We start from the raw sequence: 19,271 nt of genomic DNA, 5'->3' as shown, positions 1-19,271 counted from the left end.
TGAGTTCAGTCCTTTTTTTATTCAAAGGAGGGGATTGGCAGATTTATATTTCAATACCAAAGTAGTTTTTGGCGTTATTAAAGCAGATATTTTGTACGATGGAGCCAAGTAGTTCAGTGTCATTAGGGAATTCGCCTGCTTCAACCCATTCGCCGATAAGGTTGCAAAGAATCCTGCGGAAGTATTCGTGCCGGGTATAAGAGAGGAAGCTGCGCGAATCAGTCAACATGCCAACAAACCGGCTTAAGAGCCCTATGTTAGCCAAGGTTACCATTTGCCGGATCATGCCGTCTTTCTGGTCGTTAAACCACCAGCCTGAACCAAATTGCATCTTGCCGGGGATACCGCCGCCTTGGAAACAGCCGGTAATCGTGGCTAATACGTCGTTATCGCGGGGATTTAAGCAATAGAGAATAGTTTTCGGCAGCTCAGCTGTGCTTTCCAGCGCGTCAAGGAATTTGGCTAACGCTTCAGCTATGGTAAAGTCGCCAATCGCATCAAACCCGGTATCAGGACCTAGGAGTTTTAGCATGCGGGAGTTGTTGTTTCTGATTGTACCCATATGTAGCTGCATGGTCCAGTTCAGACGGGCATAGTGTCTGCCCAGGAACAGCAGAATAGTGGTTTTGTATAAAGCGATCTCATTGACAGAAAGACCTTGACCATTGAGCGCTTTTTTTAAGATTTCATCAGCCTGTTCTTCAGTTCCGGCTGCAAATAGTATGGGATCTAACGCATGGTCCGAGACCCGGCATCCCACTTGGTGGAAGAATTCCACACGCTGCTCTAGCGCCGTTTTTAGTGCCTCTAGATTTTTGATTTCGATGCCAGTCACCTGACCTAATTTGACAATCCATTCAGCAAAACCGGCTTTTTCAATATTGAAGCTTTTATCAGGGCGGAAGGTAGGCAGGACTTTTACCGTAAACGATGCATCTTTAGCCAGAGCAATATGGTGTTCCAACGAATCTACCGGGTCATCAGTCGTACAAATAACCTTAACATTAGACCGCTCTATCAGACCGCGAGCCCTGAACTCATCTTGCTGCAGCAGGGTATTGCACTTTTCCCAGATTTCTTCAGCGGTTGCCGGGCAGAGCACCGTATCAATGCCAAAATAGGCCTTTAGCTCAAGATGTGTCCAGTGAAATAGAGGATTGCCAAGGCACTGAGGCATAGTTTCAGACCATTTCATAAACTTGTCCTTATCAGGGGCATCACCTGTTATGTAACGCTCGTCCACACCATTAGCACGCAGGGCCCGCCATTTGTAATGATCGCCCCCCAGCCAGACCTCGGTAATGTTTTTATATTTTTTGTTTTCAGCAATTTCTTTAGGGCTTAAATGGCAGTGATAGTCAAAAATCGGCATGTCTTTGGCGTAATTATGATAAAGAGTTTCTGCCGTTTTATTGGTCAACAAAAAGTTTTCATCCATAAATGGTTTCATAATCGGCCTCCTGTTTACAAAATGTTTACAATACTATCTTAATCATAATCTGAAATTTCTTTCATGTGTTATTGTTTTTTTATAGAAGTTATTGTGTTTTTTTTAGAATCTAATGGCAGAAAATAATTACTCTAATATACGGGATATTACGCTTGTGAAGTATTTTGAATTTGTGATATGATTAACGGATATAGATATTTGGCTAAAGATCAGAGGAGGTGGCTGAGCTGATAAAAAGAATCATCTTTTTATTATGGGGTTTGTTTTTATTTGCGTTGGGCATTGTCCTGACAGTGAAAAGCAATCTGGGAACAGCACCTTGGGATGTTCTCCATCTGGGGTTGACTAACTATCTTCCGGTTACCATGGGCGAAGTTTCCCAGATGACCGGAATCCTTGTTATACTTTTTAGCTGGTTTTTGGGAGTCAAACCGGGCTGGGGTAGTGTTGCGAACATGTACTTTATCGGTTTGTTCATTGATATCATCATGGCTAGCGGTTGGCTTCCTGTGCCGCAACAATGGCTGGCTCAACTGGCGATGTTGCTTGCCGGTGTGTGGTTAATTGGCTGGGCCAGTTATTTTTATCTGTCGGCTGCGTTTGGCACTGGCCCGCGTGATAGTTTAATGGTTGGGGCTATTCAAAAAACAGACTGGCCGGTATGGAAGGTAAGAACAATACTAGAGTCAAGTGTTGCTGCCATTGGTTATTATCTTGGCGGGCCTATTGGAATAGGAACAATAATTGTTGCTTTTACGTTAGGACCATCCATCCAATGGGCATTTAGCATTATGGGAAAACGGGTTCAGGATATCGAGCATGACCCGTTTGTATTTTGGCGGCGAAGACCGGTAGTTAGCAATGATCAGAGTAGGTAGTCATATAAGGCTTTTTGAGTACTCTGTTGGTGCCCGGAAGCTTATGGACTTGACGGATCAAAAGGCGGGGGAGTAATTGAAAGAAAAGCTAAATCAACGCAATGAACAGGTCGTAGGTGTATTGTCGGCAATTGGGGCCTACTTGCTATGGGGCGTATTGCCGGTTTACTGGAAGCAGTTGGCTCATGTTCCGGCCTATGAGATACTGGCGCATCGCATTATATGGTCGTGTTTATTTATGTTTGTCATTTTGCTGGCAACGAGAAGTTGGCGGCAATTTACAACTGAAACGCTGGATATAGCTCGTAATCCTAAAAAACGCTTAGGCCTGCTAATCGCCTCATTACTTATCAGCGGCAACTGGTTGATATATATATGGGCAGTCAATGAAAACCGGGTTGTTGAAACAAGTCTCGGCTACTATATCAATCCGCTGGTTTGCGTCCTCTTAGGCATTGTTGTTCTAAAGGAAAGATTGTCAGTGTGGCAGAGTGTCTCGTTTGCGCTTGCTGCTATCGGTGTTGCTTTTTTAGCAGTAAGCTTTGGAACAATTCCCTGGGTGTCGATATCGCTGGCTATCTCTTTTGCATTCTATGGCATGTGCAAAAAAATACTGGGTATCGGTGCTATAACGGCCACCACACTGGAGACGCTGATTGTAGCACCTGTCGCTCTACTATATTTGCTTTATTTAGCAGGAAATGGGGTGGGCGCTTTTAGCCTTACTTCATTACTTACTGCGGGTCTCTTAATGGGGGCTGGCGCAGTCACGGCTACCCCGCTGCTTTTGTTTGCCAGCGGTGCTAATCGCCTTCCGCTCAGCCTCCTGGGTTTTATCCAATATATGTCGCCCACGATTGCATTGGCATTAGGCGTATTATTATATCATGAGCCGTTTACAGGCGTGCATCTTGTGGCCTTTAGCTTTATCTGGCTGGCTTTGACGGTATTTTCACTGGCTAGAACCAAGCTGTTTGTCAGTGCCGAAGAGTGGCTTGTCAGTTTATTTAAGGGGCAGCGGGACAGGGAAGAAAAAGCATCCTCTTGACAGTGAGGATAACTTTACCTATAATTGAAATAATAACATATTTAAATTGTGACGCAGAGGTCGCTTTCCATTGAAAAAAGGAAAGCGCCTTATTTTTTTATTAAAAGGGGGATCATCATGAATAAACCAAAAGCTCATATCTTTGTATGTACCAGTTCCCGGCCTAATGGCCAGCAAAAAGGTCACTGCCATACGAAAAACGGGGTAGAGATTGTTATGAAGTTTATGGAGGAAATCGAAGAAAGGGAATTAGGCGGCGAAGTATTTGTAACCAATACCGGATGTTTTGGTATTTGTGAAAAGGGGCCTGTTGTGGTGGTCTATCCCGATAATGTCTGGTACGGATCCGTATCACCAGATGATGTAGAGGAGATCATGGAGAAACATATTGAGGGAGGTACACCAGTAAAAAGATTAGAAATCTAAAAAAATCAGAGACTTTTTGCTCAAAAGTCTACTAATAGTTGACAATGATGAGAAATTTATGTAAAATTTAAAAAATAAAGTGTAATACTGTAAATCTGTCAAAAATGAGCCTATTTAGATTTATTTTCTAAATAGGCTTTATTAAAGAACAAATTCGGAGAAAGGAGGACAAAATCACTATAGATCGGTAAATAGTGGCATTAGTAAAAGGAGGAGGAATTTATATGAGAATGAGATGGTTAGCCCTAGTTATATTGGCGATTTTTGCAACAGTTGTAGCTGGTTGTGGATCATCAGGTGACGCCAATGTTATCAAGATCGGTAATGCCGTAGCTTTAACCGGCGATAACTCTACGTGGGGACAAGCTGAGAAAAACGCCTTGGAGATGGAAATTGAAAAAATTAATGCCAAAGGCGGCGTATTAGGCAAAAAACTGCAATTGGTGGCTTATGATACCCGGGCAGATGCCACCGAAGGCGTAAATGTAACCAAAAGATTAATCAGCGATAAAGTAGTGGGAATTATCGGACCCGGACAAAGCGGTGTAGCTATTGCCATGAGCTCGGTTGTCGAACCAGCTAAAGTTCCTTTCATTGCTACCTCTGCAACCAACCCTAAAGTGACCGTTGACGACAAGACAAATAAAGTCCGCAAATATGCTTTCCGTACTTGTTTTATTGACCCCTTCCAGGGAACAGTGGCAGCCCAGTTCGCTGCCAAAGAACTGAAAGCTAAGACAGCAGCGATCGTTTATGATGTAGGCTCTGATTATTCGGCATGGCTAGGTAAATATTTTACTGCTGAATTTGAGAAGCAAGGCGGCAAAATTGTTGCAAACGAGGCTTTCCGTTCAGGAGAACTTGATTATCGTGCTATTCTAGGTAAAATCAAAGGAACAAACCCTGAAGTCATCTTTATTCCTACTATGCAGAAAGAGGCGGCGCTAGTTATGAAACAGGCTGCTGACCTTGGTATTAAAACTAAGTTTGTTGGTGGTGATGGTTGGGGCAGTCCTGACTTAATTACCTTGGGCGGCTCGGCGGTAGAAGGTTCCTACTTCGTGAACCTGGCCAGCATGGACGACCCCGATATCCAAAACTTTATTAAAGAGTACCAGGCAAAATATAAGTCTGACCCGATTATGCCAAATCCTGTCATGGCGATTGATGCTTTATATGCCTTGATTGATGCAATGAACAAAACCAATAGCACTGATCCGGCAAAAATAGCTGAACAATTGGAGAAAACAAAAGACCTCCCAGTGCTTAGCGGTAAGCTGACAATTGATCCGAATACTCATGATCCGTTAAATAAACCGGCAATCATTCAGGAAGTAAAGGACGGCAAATTCATCTTTAAGTCCAAATTTGTCACCCAGTAACTTTGCGTGTAGGACGGCGCGGGATTTCACATCCTCCGCCGTCCTTAAATACTTAAGGAGATGGCGCATAATGTTAATTCAAACACTGGTTACAGGCCTCGCTATCGGCGGTATATATGCACTCATGGCAGTTGGCTACTCCCTGGTATTCAGCATTCTAAACTTCAGCAACTTTGCGTATGGTTCGATCATTATGCTTGGGGCCTATATCGGCTATTATCTCTTAATGCAAATGGGTGTGCCGGTATATGTGGCTATTCTTGGTTCAATTGCCGGCGCGGCATTTTTATGTTTATTGAATGAACGGTTAGCCTATAGTACGCTACGCAAGCGTAACGCGCCTTCGCTTTATTTCATGATAAGTGCTATGGGGACCTCTATCTTTTTGGAAAACTTTGTTTATGCGACTATTGGTTCAAGATTCTATGCATTTCCCGAAGTCCTTACGCAGCAGAATATCAGTTTTGGCGGGGTATCTATCGGGATGCTGGACGTATTTGCCATCGTATTTTCTTTTGCGGCTATATATGCTTTGCACTACTTTTTACAAAATAGCAGAACAGGCATTGCTATCAGGGCAGCGTCGTATGACATGCAGGTTAGCCAGTTAAATGGTGTCAATATTAATAGAACCATTGGCTGGGTATTTCTTTTGGCTGGAGCGCTGGCGGGTATTTCAGGCATGTTTTTGGGTATGAAATATATGGTCTATCCCACTATGGGCTGGATTACCAATAAAGCCTATATCGCCGCTGTTATCGGCGGGTTGGGCAGCTTGCCCGGGGCGGTAGTCGGCGGACTGCTCCTTGGGGTCTTGGAAACCTTTGTATCGGCGTATGTGTCGTCTGTTGTTCGCGATGTCTTCAGTTTTTCGCTGCTGGTCATTCTGCTATTGGTGCTACCGACTGGCCTTTTTGGAAAATTTCTTGAGGAAAAGGTATAACAGACTATGGCAGAATATATTAGTGGAGTCATAACTTTTAGTTTAATTTATGTCATAGCTACCGTTGGTCTGGCTATTTTTACTGGCTTTACCGGCTTGTTTTCATTGGGTCATGCCGCTTTTTTTGCTGTTGGCGCGTACACGGCAAGCATCCTGACTTATTTTTATGATGTGAACTATTATCTGGCGCTGGTGGCCGGTACGGCCATGGCTGCAGTGGTTGGCACTATCATTGGTTATCCTACGCTGCGGGCTAAGCTGCGCAGTGATTACTTTGCTATTGCCACTCTGGGATTTGGCGAAGCCATAAGAGTGCTTCTGGAAAACCTTGAGATTACCCAAGGGGCGCGTGGACTGCCAGGCATTGCTAATGAGACAACGTTAACAGTTGTTGTGGTTGCTACTATTCTTGTTATCTGGGTAGCGCGGAATTTTGTCTACTCACGGTATGGACGGGCTGCTATTGCTGTGAGGGAAGACTTTGTTGCTGCCGAAATGATGGGGATAAATCTGTTCCAGGTACGGATGCGCTCACTGATATTTAGCGCTATGACCTCAGGTTTGGCCGGGGGGTTGTTTGCTCATTACGTGTCCTTCATTCAGCCAGGCATGTTTACCTCTTATTTATCGACCCAATTGACAGCAAGTGTTGTTGCCGGCGGTATGGGCAGCATTACCGGACCTGTCGTAGCGGCAGTACTGTTTGTCGCTATCCCGGAAGCGCTCAGGGTGGCAAGCATGTGGCGGCTCGTAGCCTATGGCTTCCTGTTGGTAGCGATTATGGTGTTTAGACCACAGGGCCTGTTTGGTTATAAAGAGATCTCGCTGAACAGTCTTCGCCGCTTGTTTAGAAAAGAGGTGTCCTAATGAATCTTTTGGAGTTAAAGGGAGTAACTAAGGCATTTGGCGGGATAATGGCCTGCCGGGATGTTAGCTTTGCCACTAAACAAGGACAAATCATGGGACTTATCGGGCCTAATGGTGCCGGTAAAACAACCATGTTCAATCTGATTACCGGCGTGTATGCGCCTACCAGCGGCAGTATCCTATTTGAGGGGCAGGAGCTTGTCGGTATGGGCCCAGATGGCATTGTGGCTCAGGGGGTTGCGCGTACTTTTCAAAACATTCGCCTGTTTCGTAACCTATCTGTGCTAGACAATGTTTGTATCGCCGTTGATAAGCATGTGGATTATTCATTTGCTGCAGCTTTGCTAAGGCTGCCCAGTATTTTAAAACGCGAGCAGGAAATTCGTGATCAGGCATTAGAATATCTGACAGAGGTAGGTCTTGCTGATAAGGCAAACGTTAGGGCTGACAGCCTGCCTTACGGGCTGCAGCGTAAACTGGAGATTGCGCGGGCGCTGGCTTTGAAGCCTAAGCTGTTATTGTTAGACGAACCGGCAGCAGGCATGAACCCTGAGGAGTCGCTCGATTTAGCCAAACTAATCCGCCGCATTCATCAGCGATATAACCTGACAATTCTACTTATCGAACACCATATGGATGTGGTTATGGAACTCTGTGATACCATCTTTGTCCTCAATTTTGGCTTGAAACTGGCAGAGGGAACAGCACAGGACATTCAAAGTAATCCCGATGTGCTTAGGGCTTATCTTGGGGAGGGGTATAAACGTGTTAGAAGTTAGCGCTCTTAATGTGAAATATGGTCAAATCCATGCTCTCCGTGATGTAAGCCTTTCTGTAGCTGCTGGCCGGATTGTAGCTGTTATCGGCGCAAACGGTGCCGGTAAATCTACGCTGATGATGACCTTGGCAGGACTACTTGAGCCAGCCAGCGGCAAATTAGTCTACGAAGGCCGTCCCTTATCCAGTAAAGCGTATGAGGTTGTGGGGCAGGGTGTGTGCCTTGTGCCGGAGAGACGCCGTCTATATGCCAATCTTACTGTCAAAGAGAATCTTTTGATGGGAGCTTTTCTCAGAAAGGACAAAGACGGCATACAGGCTGATCTGGAGAAGATGTACCAACTCTTCCCTATTATGAAGGAGCGGCTCAAACAGTATGCCGGCACATTAAGCGGCGGTGAACAGCAGATGGTGGCTATTGCCAGAGGACTGATGTCCCGGCCCCGGTTGTTGCTCTTAGATGAACCGTCGCTTGGATTGGCGCCGCTTATGGTAGCCAATATGTTCGAGGTCATCCGTGGTATTCGTGCCCAGGGAACCACGATACTGCTGGCAGAGCAAAACGCGTTTGAGGCACTTGAGATGGCTGATGACGCTTTTGTCCTTGAAACAGGCCAAGTCATCCTGTCAGGGTCTGGCAAGGACTTGATTGATGACCCTCTGGTGCAAAAAGCATATTTAGGAATAAAGCATTAGAGAATAGGGAGGACAGTAGTATGCATATTGATACATTACTTATTCACGGGGATGAAGGAGACAGTACTACCGGGGCGGCCAGTACACCTATATACCAGGCTTCAACCTTCAGGCAGCATACTGTCGGTCAGGAAGGCGGCTATCAATATTCCCGGGGAAATAATCCTACCAGGCACGCGTTGGAAAAACAAATGGCTCTCTTGGAAGGCGGCTGCCGCGGTTTTGCTTTTGGTTCAGGTATGGCGGCAACTACGGCGGTTTTTAATTTATTCAAAACCGGTGATCATATTATAGCCAGCAGGAACTTGTATGGCGGTACTTCACGGGTACTTGATAAGATTTTTAGTCGATTTGGGCTTACTGTCACTTATGTTGACTTTGGCAGTATTGCTGAAATTGCGGCAGCTATCACTCCGTCTACTAAAGCCTTGGTTATAGAGACACCCTCCAATCCTACCCTGATGGTGACAGATATGAGAGGAGTAGCTGCTTTGGCCCAGGAACGCGGCCTACTGACTATTGCTGACAATACCTTTATGTCACCTTACCTGCAACGTCCGCTTGACCTTGGGGTCGATATCGTTGTGCATAGCGCCACGAAGTTTATTGGTGGGCATAGTGATGTACTGGCAGGTGTTGTGGTGGTAAAAGACAGTAAATTGGCAGAAGAACTTCACTTTGTGCAAAACTCTACCGGCGGTGTACTGGGGCCATTTGATTCATGGCTGCTGCTCCGTGGTTTAAAGACCTTGGGATTGCGAATGGACAGGCAGTCACATAATGCCGGTGTGTTAGCCGCGTGGTTGCGTACCCGGCCTGAGGTTCAAAAAGTATATTATCTCGGATTTGAAGACCATCCAGGCTATGAATTGCACAAAAGTCAGGCCCGGGGTACAGGTAATGTCGTTTCATTTGACGTTGGTGACGGCGACTTGGCGCGCAGTATTTTGGGCAAGCTCAAATTTTGTATGTTAGCCGATAGTCTCGGCGGCGTCGAGTCGATGGTGAACCTGCCTGATGTCATGTCACACGGCTCGGTGCCAGCAGAGCGGAAACTGCGTATGGGTATTACCCCCAGCCTTATTCGCCTGTCGGTAGGCATTGAGGATCCGGCTGATATTATCGCTGATTTAGAGCAGGCCATGAGCCGGTAAGTTATACAAAACTGCCAGAGGGAGATCTCCCCTGGCAGTTTTTCTATTATCCTGTTAGAAAGCATAACTTTCCGCCTTGATAAGGGCAACATCGGTTTCCGCTTTCGCCAGAGGCTCGGTACAAGCCGTGTTTTCTTTATCTTTAAAAACTACCAGATAGCGGGTATAATAGTAGCTATATTATTTTTTAGTGAGGTTCATTATGAGTAAAATTTTAGTACTAGCCGAAAAACCGTCTGTCGGGCGGGACTTAGCCAGGGTACTCAATTGCAATATCAAAGGCAATGGTTATCTCGAAGGGCAAAAATACATCGTTACCTGGGCTCTGGGACACCTGGTAACACTGGCCGACCCTGAAGCCTATGACGAAAAATATAAAGCATGGCGACTCGAAGACTTGCCGATGCTGCCAAAAGAGCTCAAGCTTGTTGTTATTAAGCAAACAGGCAAACAGTTTAGTGCTGTTAAAGAACAACTGAGCCGAAAGGATGTCAGCGAGGTCGTTATTGCTACTGACGCCGGGCGCGAAGGCGAACTTGTAGCCAGATGGATACTAGAGAAGGCCCATATCAATAAACCGGTTAAACGTCTCTGGATTTCCTCAGTGACTGACAAAGCCATCAGGGACGGTTTCAGCAGTCTAAAACCTGGAAGAGAGTACGAGAACCTGTACGCGTCTGCTGTGGCCCGTTCTGAATCTGACTGGCTTGTTGGCATTAACGCTACCAGGGCATTAACCACCAAGTATAATGCCCAGCTATCCTGTGGGCGTGTTCAAACCCCAACATTGGCCATTATTGCCTCCAGGGAGGCTGAGATAAAAAACTTTCAGCCTCGTACCTATTATGGTATTACGGCAACTGCCGAGCGCTTGAGGTTGACCTGGCAGGAGAGTAAAACCAAAGAGAGTAAGACGTTTGAAAAAGAGGTCTGTGACAAAATCATTGCAGCGATAACAGGGAAAAAGGCTGAAGTGATTGATGTCCATAAGGTGAGCAAGAAATCTTTTTCCCCAGCCTTGTATGATCTAACGGAATTGCAGCGCGATGCCAATAAAATTTTTGGATTTTCGGCTAAAGAAACACTGTCAATTATGCAAAAACTGTATGAAACTCATAAAGCACTGACATATCCGCGCACCGATTCGCGGTACATTTCCACAGATATTGTTGAGACACTGAAAGATAGGGTGAAAGCTTGTGATACAGGCCTTTACTCTAAGCAAATTCTTAAAATATTAAAAGCTCCGATAAAGGCGGGCAGCCATTTTGTTGACAACGGCAAAGTGTCTGATCACCATGCCATAATTCCTACTGAACAGCCGGTTGTTCTTAATTCGTTGACTGACAAGGAAAAAAAGATTTACGATTTAGTCGTTAGGCGATTCTTGGCGGTGCTCTACCCTCCTTTCGAATATGAAGAGACGACAGTAAAAGCCCAAATTGGTAATGAGGTCTTTGGCGCAAAAGGCAAAACAGTGCGTGCCCTTGGCTGGAAAGAGCTATATAACAATAATCTCGATGACGAAGAATCGGGTGACGACATCGCCGCTACACAGACGCTGCCCATCTTGAATAAAGGCGACGTTTTACTGATTACGGCTGTAGCGTTGACTAAAGGTGAGACCAAACCGCCTGCTCCCTTTAATGAAGCAAGTCTATTATCAGCAATGGAAAACCCGGCAAAATATATGTCAGGCGAGAGTCAGGCGCTGAAACAAATCATCGGTCAAACAGGCGGTTTGGGTACAGTAGCTACCAGGGCTGATATTATTGAAAAGCTCTTTAGTAGTTTTGTTATTGAAAAAAAGGGTAAAGATATCTTTATCACCTCTAAAGGTAAGCAACTGTTAGAGCTAGCGCCTTCTGATCTGAAATCACCAGCATTAACGGCAGAATGGGAACAAAAGCTTAGTGCCATTGCCAAAGGACAGCTAAAAAAACAGGCATTTATTGCCGAAATAAAAGAGTATACTCAAGTAATTATTAGAGAAATAAAAAACAGTCAGGAACAGTTTAAACACGATAATGTTACTCGTACCCGCTGCCCTGAATGCGGTAAGTATCTGCTTGAGGTTAACGGTAAGAAAGGGAAGTCGCTTGTTTGTCAAGACCGGGAATGCGGCTACCGGAAAAACGTTGCTCAGGTAACTAATGCCAGATGCCCCAATTGTCACAAGAAGCTTGAGATGCGCGGTGAGGGCGATGCACGCGCCTTTGTTTGTGGCTGCGGGTATAGGGAAAAACTTGCTTCCTTTACTGAGCGTAAAAAGAAAGAGGGCGAAACAAAAATTTCAAAGAAAGATGTGTCGCGTTATCTAAAAGAGCAACAAGAGGATAAACCAATTAATAACGCGTTAGCCGAAGCTCTTGCTAAGCTCAAGCTGCAATAAATCTTTACATTCCTAATAGCCAAAGGCGGGTGGTTTTCTGAATAAAGAAATACTAATTATAAGGCTCAGCTCTATCGGCGATGTCATTCATTGTTCGCCTGTGGCCGGGGCTCTTAAGGCCGCCTGGCCTGATTGCAAGGTTACCTGGCTTGTCGGAGAAGTTTGTGCTGATCTCATAAAATATAACCCTTTTGTCGATGAAATTATAGTCTGGTCCCGTGAACGCTTCGAAAAACACCTGCGCTCTTATGAGTTTAAGCAAGCCTTTGCCTTGTGGCGCAGCTTACAGGCTATCTTAGGGTCAAGAACGTTTTATGCAGCACTCGATATTCATGGACTTTTCCTTACAGGGATGATAGTAAGAGAAGTGAAAACCGACAGGCGTATCGGCATGAGTGATGCCAGAGAGTTAAATCCGCTGTTTATGACCGAGACGGCTACACCGCTTGGACAGCATATTACAGAAAGATATCTTGGCGTGCTAAAGGCTCTTGGTATTACTCCTGGTTATCAGAAAATGACGCTTGTTATACCGGCGGAAGCTGAGCAATTTGCTGCTAACTATGTAACAAGTGCAGGCATCACCCCTAAAGAACAGATAGCAATCTTAGTGCCGGGAACAACATGGCCAACGAAAAATTGGCCGCCTGAGCTCTTTGCGAGAACGGCAGAGCTTTTGGCTAAAGACTTTACAATCATCCTGTGCGGCGGAAAAGCCGAAGTGCCGCTGGGGCGCGAAATAGAAGAAAAAGCGGGTGTACCAGTAATCAATTCCATAGGAAAAACGACTCTTTTGGAGATGGCGGGCATTATTGCCAAGGCTGCTGTCGTGGTGGCAGGTGACACCGGACCACTCTACATGGCAGCTGCCTTGGAAACGCCAACAGTTGCCATATTTGGCCCAACAAATCCTGAGACGTATGCGCCCCCTGGCAAACAAAATGCCATAGTGGTTAACAAGCGTGACTGCTCTTTTTGTCACAAAACGAAATGCCAATCTGGGACAAATGATTGCATGAGCAGCATTACGCCAGAGGCAGTAGTTCAGCAAGTATATAATGTGGTGTCATAAATCCGAGTACAACCGCTCTATAGCTGAAATAGCTATAGGCGGTTTTTTTGGATTTTTGTGGGTAGACAAATAAAGGCAGGATGCAATATAATTAAATGAGCGTTTAAAATGTAGATTTAACTTATGGCTAGCTGATTACAGGGGGGGATAGATTGAAGATCGAAGTAGCCACAGAAAAACCAACGGTTAATAAGATAATCGAAGCGTCAATTCCTTTATTCGCTACAAAAGGAATTGACGCTGTTTCGGTAAAAGAGCTTGCCGAAGCTGCCGGTGTAAACGTTGCGCTTATTTCTTACTATTTTGGTGGCAAAGAGAAGCTATATGCTTTTGTATTGGAAAGCCAACTGGCGGTTTTGGGAGATGCTCTTGCAATCATTAGCAAGGAAGAGATTTCTCCAATAATGAAAATTAGACGCCTTGCCGACACCCTGGTTTTCGTACATAAAACCAATCCTCATATCGATCGTCTGCTCTATAGCGAAGTTATCAAACCAACAAAATGCTTTGATACTATTGTCAAAAAGGCGGCTTCCCAGTTGCAGCTATTTTTGCGCGACTGTATCAGAGAAGCCATATCAAATGGCGAATTCCGGTCAGATATTGACCCCGATTTTGCGGCAATTTCGCTGATCAGGATATTAAATTTATCGTTTATATCTAAGCATCTTTGTCAAGATTTGTTGCCTGATCGAGAGGATTTGGCCGAATTTTATGTGGCTCAATCTCTGGAAATTTATTTAAAAGGAGTAATCAAATGAGGAGAATAAGTTATTTTGTTGTAATCGCTGCAGCTCTTGCGGTATTGGCCGCCGGCTGCGGAAGTAAGCCGGCCATGCAGCAGGGGCCGCAAACGGTAGAGGTTAAAGCAATGCAGGTCATTCAGAAAGATACCCCGGTTACCCATGACTTTGTTGGGCAGGTCCAAGCAAAAAATGAGGTTCAGATCCGGGCAAAAGTAGCTGGTAATATTGTTGCCAAAATGGTGACAGGCGGTGCTGCTGTCACTGAGGGGCAGCCCTTATTTCAAATTGACCGGCGCCAGTATGAGGCGGCGCTCTTGACCGCCAAGGCGCAGCTGGCGCAGTCAGAAGCTGTGTTAAGCAACTCGCGCTTGGACAGTATCCGATATAAGCAGCTTGCCAGCCAACAGGCTATTGCCCAACAGAATGTCGATACACAACTGGCAGTAGAACAGCAAAATGCTGCAGCGGTCGACGTAAACCGGGCCAGGGTGCAGCAAGCTGAGAATGATCTGGCCGATACACTGATTGTAGCGCCGTTTAGCGGTCGTATTGACGTAAATGAGTTGAGTATTGGCGGCTTTGTTCAGGCCGGCTCGACAGTATTAGCTACAATATCTTCGGTTGATCCTGTGTTTGTACAATTTAACATGAGCGAAACCGAGTACTTAAAGTTCAGCAAACTTGGCTCAACACCTGCTGACTGGGGAGACAATCTCAAAATTACTTTAAGCGATGGCTCTGAGTATCCGCTGACAGGTCGCGTAGAACAAGTTGACAGGGGACTGGCTCAAAATACTGGCACGCTTACTCTGAAGGCTACTTTTAATAATCCCCAAAAGCTGCTTGTCCCCGGCATGTTTGCCCGGGTAGTTGCCCAAGGCGAGATGCGTAAGGGTGCACTCTTAATTCCGCAGAGAGCTGTACAGCAGCTATTGGATAAAACCTTTGTTACAGTTGTGGCAGAGGGTGATAAAGCTGAAACAAGGCCGGTAAAATTGGGAGCTAGAATTGGCAGCCTGTGGATGGTAGAAGAAGGTCTTAGCGCCAATGACCGCATTGTCGTTGAGGGCTCACTTAAGCTTCAGCCAGGAACGTCCTTAAAAGTAGTAATGATCGGACTTAATGATTTACAAACCCAAGCTAAGCAATAGGAGGTGTTCCGGTGGCTAAGTTTTTTATTGATAGGCCTATTTTTGCAATCGTACTATCGATCCTAATCACAGTGGGCGGCTTAATCGCAGCTTTCAACCTGCCGATTGCTCAATATCCACAGATTACACCGCCACAAATTAGTGTAAGCACTAATTACCGCGGGGCCAATGCCGATGTTGTTGAGCAGTCTATCGCCCAAGTTATTGAACAGCAGATCAACGGTGTGGAAAACATGGTATCCATGCAGTCCACTAGCTCCGATTCGGGTGCATATTCATTAAATATTCAGTTTGAGTTAGGTAAAGATGCTGACCTGGCATCTGTGCAATCTCAAAACAGGGTGGCCCAGGCTAACCCGTCATTACCCCAGGAAGTACAACAGTCAGGCGTGACTACCCTTAAGTCAGCCCAAGATATGGCTCTGATTTTTGCATTATGGTCGCCTAAGGGAACCTATGACAACGCTTTTCTGAAAAATTATGGTAGTATTTATCTTGTTGAGGAGTTAAAGCGCGTTAAAGGAATCGGCAGCATTCGGGAATTTGGTTCCGACTACGGTATGCGAATCTGGTTGCAGCCTGATAAAATGGCGCAGCTAGGCATTACGTCCACCGATATTTCTAGCGCTATTAGTAAGCAAAACATTCAAGCTCCGGCCGGAACAATCGGCCAACAGCCTTCGACAAGTGAACAGGAATTTCAGTATTCCGCCAGAGTAAAAGGTCGCTTGGCGGAGCCGGCTGAATTTGAAAAAATCATTATTCGTGCTCAATCTGATGGCTCATTTGTCCGCGTGAAAGATGTGGCCAAGGTTGAGCTTGGCAGTCGGGATTACTCATTTAGTACAGATATGAATGGTCATCAGGCAGTTGGTTTTGCCATTCAGCTAAGTAGTGATGCCAATGCATTGGAGACAATTACAGCAGCCCAAAAAGTAATTGCGGATGCTGCTAAACGCTTTCCTCCTGATTTAGAGTATCGAACCATTGTTGATAATACCCAATTTGTGCGAGAGTCTATGAGCGAGGTGGCTAAAACCTTTGCTGAGGCCTTAGCGTTGGTTACGTTGGTTGTATTTATCTTCTTACAGAGCTGGCGCGCGACCCTTATCCCCATGTTGGCGATTCCGGTATCGCTTATCGGGACATTCGGGGCGTTTTTAATCCTGGGTTTTTCAATCAATACCCTAACGCTCTTTGCCATGGTATTGGCCATTGGCCTTGTAGTTGACGATGCTATTGTTGTAATTGAGGCAGTAGAGCACCATATGCGATATGGGCGTCTCAGTCCACTGGACGCTACCAAAAAAGCTATGAGCGAGGTATCAGGCCCAGTTATTGCCATTGCCTTTGTTTTGGCTTCCGTGTTCCTGCCTGTAGCCTTTTTTGGCGGAACAATGGGGGTTCTGTATAAGCAATTTGCTTTGACTGTCGCTGTGTCGGTTGGCCTTTCAGCCATTGTGGCTCTGTCGCTCACTCCGGCGCTCTGCCGTTTACTGCTTAAGCCGTATGATCCTGATGCTCATGGCGGCTGGCTTGGCAGATTCTTTGATAAGTTCAATATCTGGTTTGAAAAAACAGTGGAAGGCTATGGCGGCAGGGTTGGTAAACTCATTAGGAAAGCCCCCTTAGCTGTGGCACTTTTAGCTGTTGTCATTATTCTGGCCGGTGCTTTGTACCGGGTTGTACCATCATCCTTTGTGCCTGCTGAAGATCAGGGCTACTATATCACTGCAATTAATCTGCCTGAAGCCGCCAGCATGAATCGTACCCGTGCTGTGGCTAATAAATTGGCAGACGAGATTCGAAGCCAGCCTGGTGTAGCAAATACCTTTGTCGTAACTGGCTTTGACCTGTTGGGCGGGGGCGGCAACAAACCTAACGCGGCAGTCGTATTTACTGGGTTAACGCCGTGGTCAGAACGGGAAACTCCTGCGCTGCAGGTGGGTGCACAAATCATGAACGTTATGAGAAACAGTAGTCATCTACCTGAGGCCACAGTAATTTCGCTTAATCCGCCTTCTTTGCCTGGACTTGGTATGGTCGGCGGCTTTACGATGATGCTGCAAGATAAGGGTGGCAAGTCGATCGAAGAGATGGATGGCGTATCTAAGCAATTTATCAGCGCTGCTCGTAAGCGTCCTGAGATTGGTATGATTTATACTACCTTCAGGAGCGATACCCCAGGGTACCGCTTTGACGTGGACCGGGAGAAAGCTGAGAAATTAGGAATTCCCGTTAATGATGTGTTTAATGCTTTGCAGACTTTTCTCGGTGGAATGCAGGTCAATGACTTTAACCAGTTCGGTCGTACCTATAAGGTCGTTATGCAGGCAGAACCGCAGTTCCGTAATGATGTTGATGCGACCCGTTTCTTTTTCTTGCGTAGTTCGAGCGGAACTATGGTGCCGCTCAATACACTGGTTAAGCCTGAACCAGTTAATGGGCCGCCAACAATAAAACGCTTTAACGGGGCCCGGGCTATTCAAATAAATGGCAGTCCAGCCCCGGGCTATAGCTCAGGCCAGGCTTTGGCTGCTTTAGAAGAGGTAGCTGCGCAAACACTTCCTACTGGTTTTGGCTATGAGTGGATTGATCAAAGCCGGGAGGAAAAAATCTCAGGTGGTAAAGCACCAATGGTGTTTGGTCTTGCCTTGCTGTTTGTATTTTTGTGTTTGGCGGCGTTGTACGAGAGCTGGAGTATACCTTTTGCCGTACTACTGTGCGTGCCTACCGGTGTGTTTGGCGCTTTTCTGTTCCAATATGCCCGTAATCTAGAAAATAGTGTGTATATGCAAATCGGTTTGGTTATGCTCATTGGTTTGGCAGCCAAGAATGCCATTCTGATCGTAGAATTTGCCAAGGTCAGGGTAGAGCGAGGTATGGACCCGGTTCATGCAGCTGTTGAGGCTGCCAAGCTGCGGCTCAGAGCTATTATCATGACCTCGCTAGCCTTCATTATTGGTTGTGTACCATTGGTTATTGCCACCGGTGCTGGCGCCGGTGCTAGGAATGCCATGGGTACAGCAGTAGTAGGCGGTATGGTTATGGCGACAACAATGGGGATATTCATGATTCCAGTCCTCTATGTTGTAGTCGTGAAGATTACCAAGAGAATTCGTAGGCTTCGTCAAGGAACAAAAAAACAGGAGCCTACCCGAATATCAGATATAGCGTAAAATGATAACAGCGGCGCTGGCTTATAGCTCAGCGCCGCTGTTAATTCTTAAATTAAGGAAAAATATGTATAAAGATTATACTTAATAGGTAGTCGTTGATCTGCATTTAAATCACTAGAAGGTGATTGGTATGAATTTCTTAGAAGCAGCTGTTCTCGCTACATTTGATGAAAAAGAGATTAGGCAGTTAATACTCAACCTTGTCCGCAATGGTCTCGAGGGCAATTGAACCTGGGAAAAGGATTAAAATTAGCTCCTATTGCGAGGGTGCCGAGATAGTACTTGCAGTATATGATGAAGGGAAAGGCATATCGGAAGAAATTTTAGAAAATTTGGGCAAACCTTTTTTGACGACCAAAGAAAACGGAACAGGATTAGGTTTGGCAATTTGCTACAGTATTGCCAGCAGACACAATGCGAAAATTGATGTAAAATCCAATTCCGAAGGGACAACCTTTTTTGTACGGTTTAAAACACTGGAGAATATACCCAAACCAGCCCCGGCAGCAGGTTAATAAATAATTAAATGTTTTCTTTTTAAGAGTCCGTAAAGGACTCTTTTTTTATGTAGTGATGATTTATAAAAATAAACCATTATTTGACTTATTTTGGAATAGTTTGTAGGAACCTGGCGCTCTTTGTGAGAAAAGGACTGAACGGGGGTGATGTTCATGTCTGAATAAATTGAAAAGAGCACATATTTCAAAAATGAGGAGGATAAGAAATGAATAGACAAGATTCAATCCAAATATCAATTGCCAGAAATCAATGGGAAAAAGACATGGTTTATCGCCTTCGTTATGGTGTATATGTAGAAGAGATGGGTAAATCGATAAGTTCAGCACATCATGTAAGTCAACAGATTTATGACGAAATGGATGAGTTTAGTATTATATTATATGCCACACAGGAATCAACGCTTATTGGTACGTTGCGCCTGACTGTAGGTAATATTGATGTTTATCCTAAGAGTCTGCTTAAAAAAAGAGTGATTTGGACTGTTCCAGTCCATTCGAGAGAGATAAATCATCACAATGTCTTTATTTAAGCAAGAAAGAGGGTCTATTGCTCGCTTAAGACCTACATTCTAACTCTTAACGGTTCCGTAAA

The 19,271-nt window shown here is 45.3% G+C and carries 17 protein-coding genes; 16 read left to right on the top strand and 1 reads right to left on the bottom strand.

All coding sequences use genetic code 11. The features are described 5' to 3' along the window. Positions 1–43 precede the first annotated feature (43 nt). Entirely contained in the window at positions 44–1,450 is a 1,407-nt protein-coding gene (uxaC, locus tag VN447_RS22900; RefSeq protein WP_325528713.1) for a glucuronate isomerase, read from the bottom strand. Between the two features lie 218 nt (positions 1,451–1,668). Between uxaC and VN447_RS22895 the strand changes: the two genes are divergently transcribed. The 16 genes from VN447_RS22895 (at position 1,669) to VN447_RS22820 (ending at position 19,209) form a co-directional block, all read left to right on the top strand. Then, complete coding sequence (locus VN447_RS22895; protein ID WP_325528711.1) at positions 1,669–2,328, top strand: membrane protein; 660 nt, start codon at positions 1,669–1,671, stop codon at positions 2,326–2,328. A 76-nt stretch (positions 2,329–2,404) separates the two neighbouring features. Next, positions 2,405–3,376 carry an EamA family transporter RarD gene (gene rarD / locus VN447_RS22890; protein ID WP_325528709.1) on the top strand — a complete coding sequence of 324 codons (972 nt, stop codon included), beginning with the start codon at positions 2,405–2,407 and terminating at the stop codon, positions 3,374–3,376. Positions 3,377–3,493: 117 nt separating this feature from the next. Continuing rightward, entirely contained in the window at positions 3,494–3,802 is a 309-nt protein-coding gene (locus VN447_RS22885; protein WP_325528707.1) for a 2Fe-2S ferredoxin, read from the top strand. A gap of 224 nt (positions 3,803–4,026) precedes the next feature. Next, a complete protein-coding gene (locus VN447_RS22880; protein ID WP_325528705.1) occupies positions 4,027–5,184 on the top strand; it encodes an ABC transporter substrate-binding protein in 1,158 nt (385 codons plus the stop codon). A 70-nt stretch (positions 5,185–5,254) separates the two neighbouring features. After that, positions 5,255–6,127 carry a branched-chain amino acid ABC transporter permease gene (locus VN447_RS22875; RefSeq protein WP_325528703.1) on the top strand — a complete coding sequence of 291 codons (873 nt, stop codon included), beginning with the start codon at positions 5,255–5,257 and terminating at the stop codon, positions 6,125–6,127. A 6-nt stretch (positions 6,128–6,133) separates the two neighbouring features. Continuing rightward, positions 6,134–6,994, top strand: a complete 861-nt coding sequence (locus VN447_RS22870; protein WP_325528701.1) for a branched-chain amino acid ABC transporter permease — start codon at positions 6,134–6,136, stop codon at positions 6,992–6,994. After that, positions 6,994–7,773, top strand: coding sequence for an ABC transporter ATP-binding protein (locus VN447_RS22865; protein ID WP_325528699.1), 780 nt, complete (start codon positions 6,994–6,996; stop codon positions 7,771–7,773). The genes VN447_RS22870 and VN447_RS22865 overlap by 1 nt, the downstream gene beginning before the upstream one ends. Continuing rightward, entirely contained in the window at positions 7,724–8,467 is a 744-nt protein-coding gene (locus tag VN447_RS22860) for an ABC transporter ATP-binding protein (RefSeq protein WP_325528697.1), read from the top strand. The genes VN447_RS22865 and VN447_RS22860 overlap by 50 nt, the downstream gene beginning before the upstream one ends. Before the next feature lie 20 nt (positions 8,468–8,487). Then, positions 8,488–9,621, top strand: coding sequence for a PLP-dependent aspartate aminotransferase family protein (locus VN447_RS22855; RefSeq protein WP_325528693.1), 1,134 nt, complete (start codon positions 8,488–8,490; stop codon positions 9,619–9,621). Positions 9,622–9,823: 202 nt separating this feature from the next. Then, the gene (locus tag VN447_RS22850; protein WP_325528691.1) at positions 9,824–12,013 is read left to right on the top strand and encodes a DNA topoisomerase III; all 2,190 of its coding nucleotides are present in this window, start codon (positions 9,824–9,826) and stop codon (positions 12,011–12,013) included. 100 nt (positions 12,014–12,113) lie between these two features. Further along, a complete protein-coding gene (locus VN447_RS22845; protein WP_325528689.1) occupies positions 12,114–13,085 on the top strand; it encodes a glycosyltransferase family 9 protein in 972 nt (323 codons plus the stop codon). 152 nt (positions 13,086–13,237) lie between these two features. Then, positions 13,238–13,846 carry a TetR family transcriptional regulator gene (locus VN447_RS22840; RefSeq protein ID WP_325528687.1) on the top strand — a complete coding sequence of 203 codons (609 nt, stop codon included), beginning with the start codon at positions 13,238–13,240 and terminating at the stop codon, positions 13,844–13,846. Next, a complete protein-coding gene (locus tag VN447_RS22835) occupies positions 13,843–14,982 on the top strand; it encodes an efflux RND transporter periplasmic adaptor subunit (RefSeq protein ID WP_325528685.1) in 1,140 nt (379 codons plus the stop codon). The genes VN447_RS22840 and VN447_RS22835 overlap by 4 nt, the downstream gene beginning before the upstream one ends. Before the next feature lie 11 nt (positions 14,983–14,993). Next, positions 14,994–18,161, top strand: a complete 3,168-nt coding sequence (locus VN447_RS22830) for a multidrug efflux RND transporter permease subunit (protein ID WP_325528683.1) — start codon at positions 14,994–14,996, stop codon at positions 18,159–18,161. Between the two features lie 209 nt (positions 18,162–18,370). Further along, positions 18,371–18,676, top strand: coding sequence for a HAMP domain-containing sensor histidine kinase (locus VN447_RS22825; protein ID WP_325528759.1), 306 nt, complete (start codon positions 18,371–18,373; stop codon positions 18,674–18,676). A gap of 209 nt (positions 18,677–18,885) precedes the next feature. Continuing rightward, positions 18,886–19,209 (top strand): GNAT family N-acyltransferase, encoded by a 324-nt coding sequence (locus VN447_RS22820; RefSeq protein WP_325528681.1) that lies wholly within the window; start codon positions 18,886–18,888, stop codon positions 19,207–19,209. Positions 19,210–19,271 lie beyond the last annotated feature (62 nt).

This window comes from Sporomusa sp. (assembly GCF_035561155.1).
GTDB lineage: Bacteria > Bacillota > Negativicutes > Sporomusales > Sporomusaceae > Sporomusa.
Note: the sequence above shows the minus strand (reverse complement) of the source record. Positions and strands in the feature narration are given on the sequence as shown.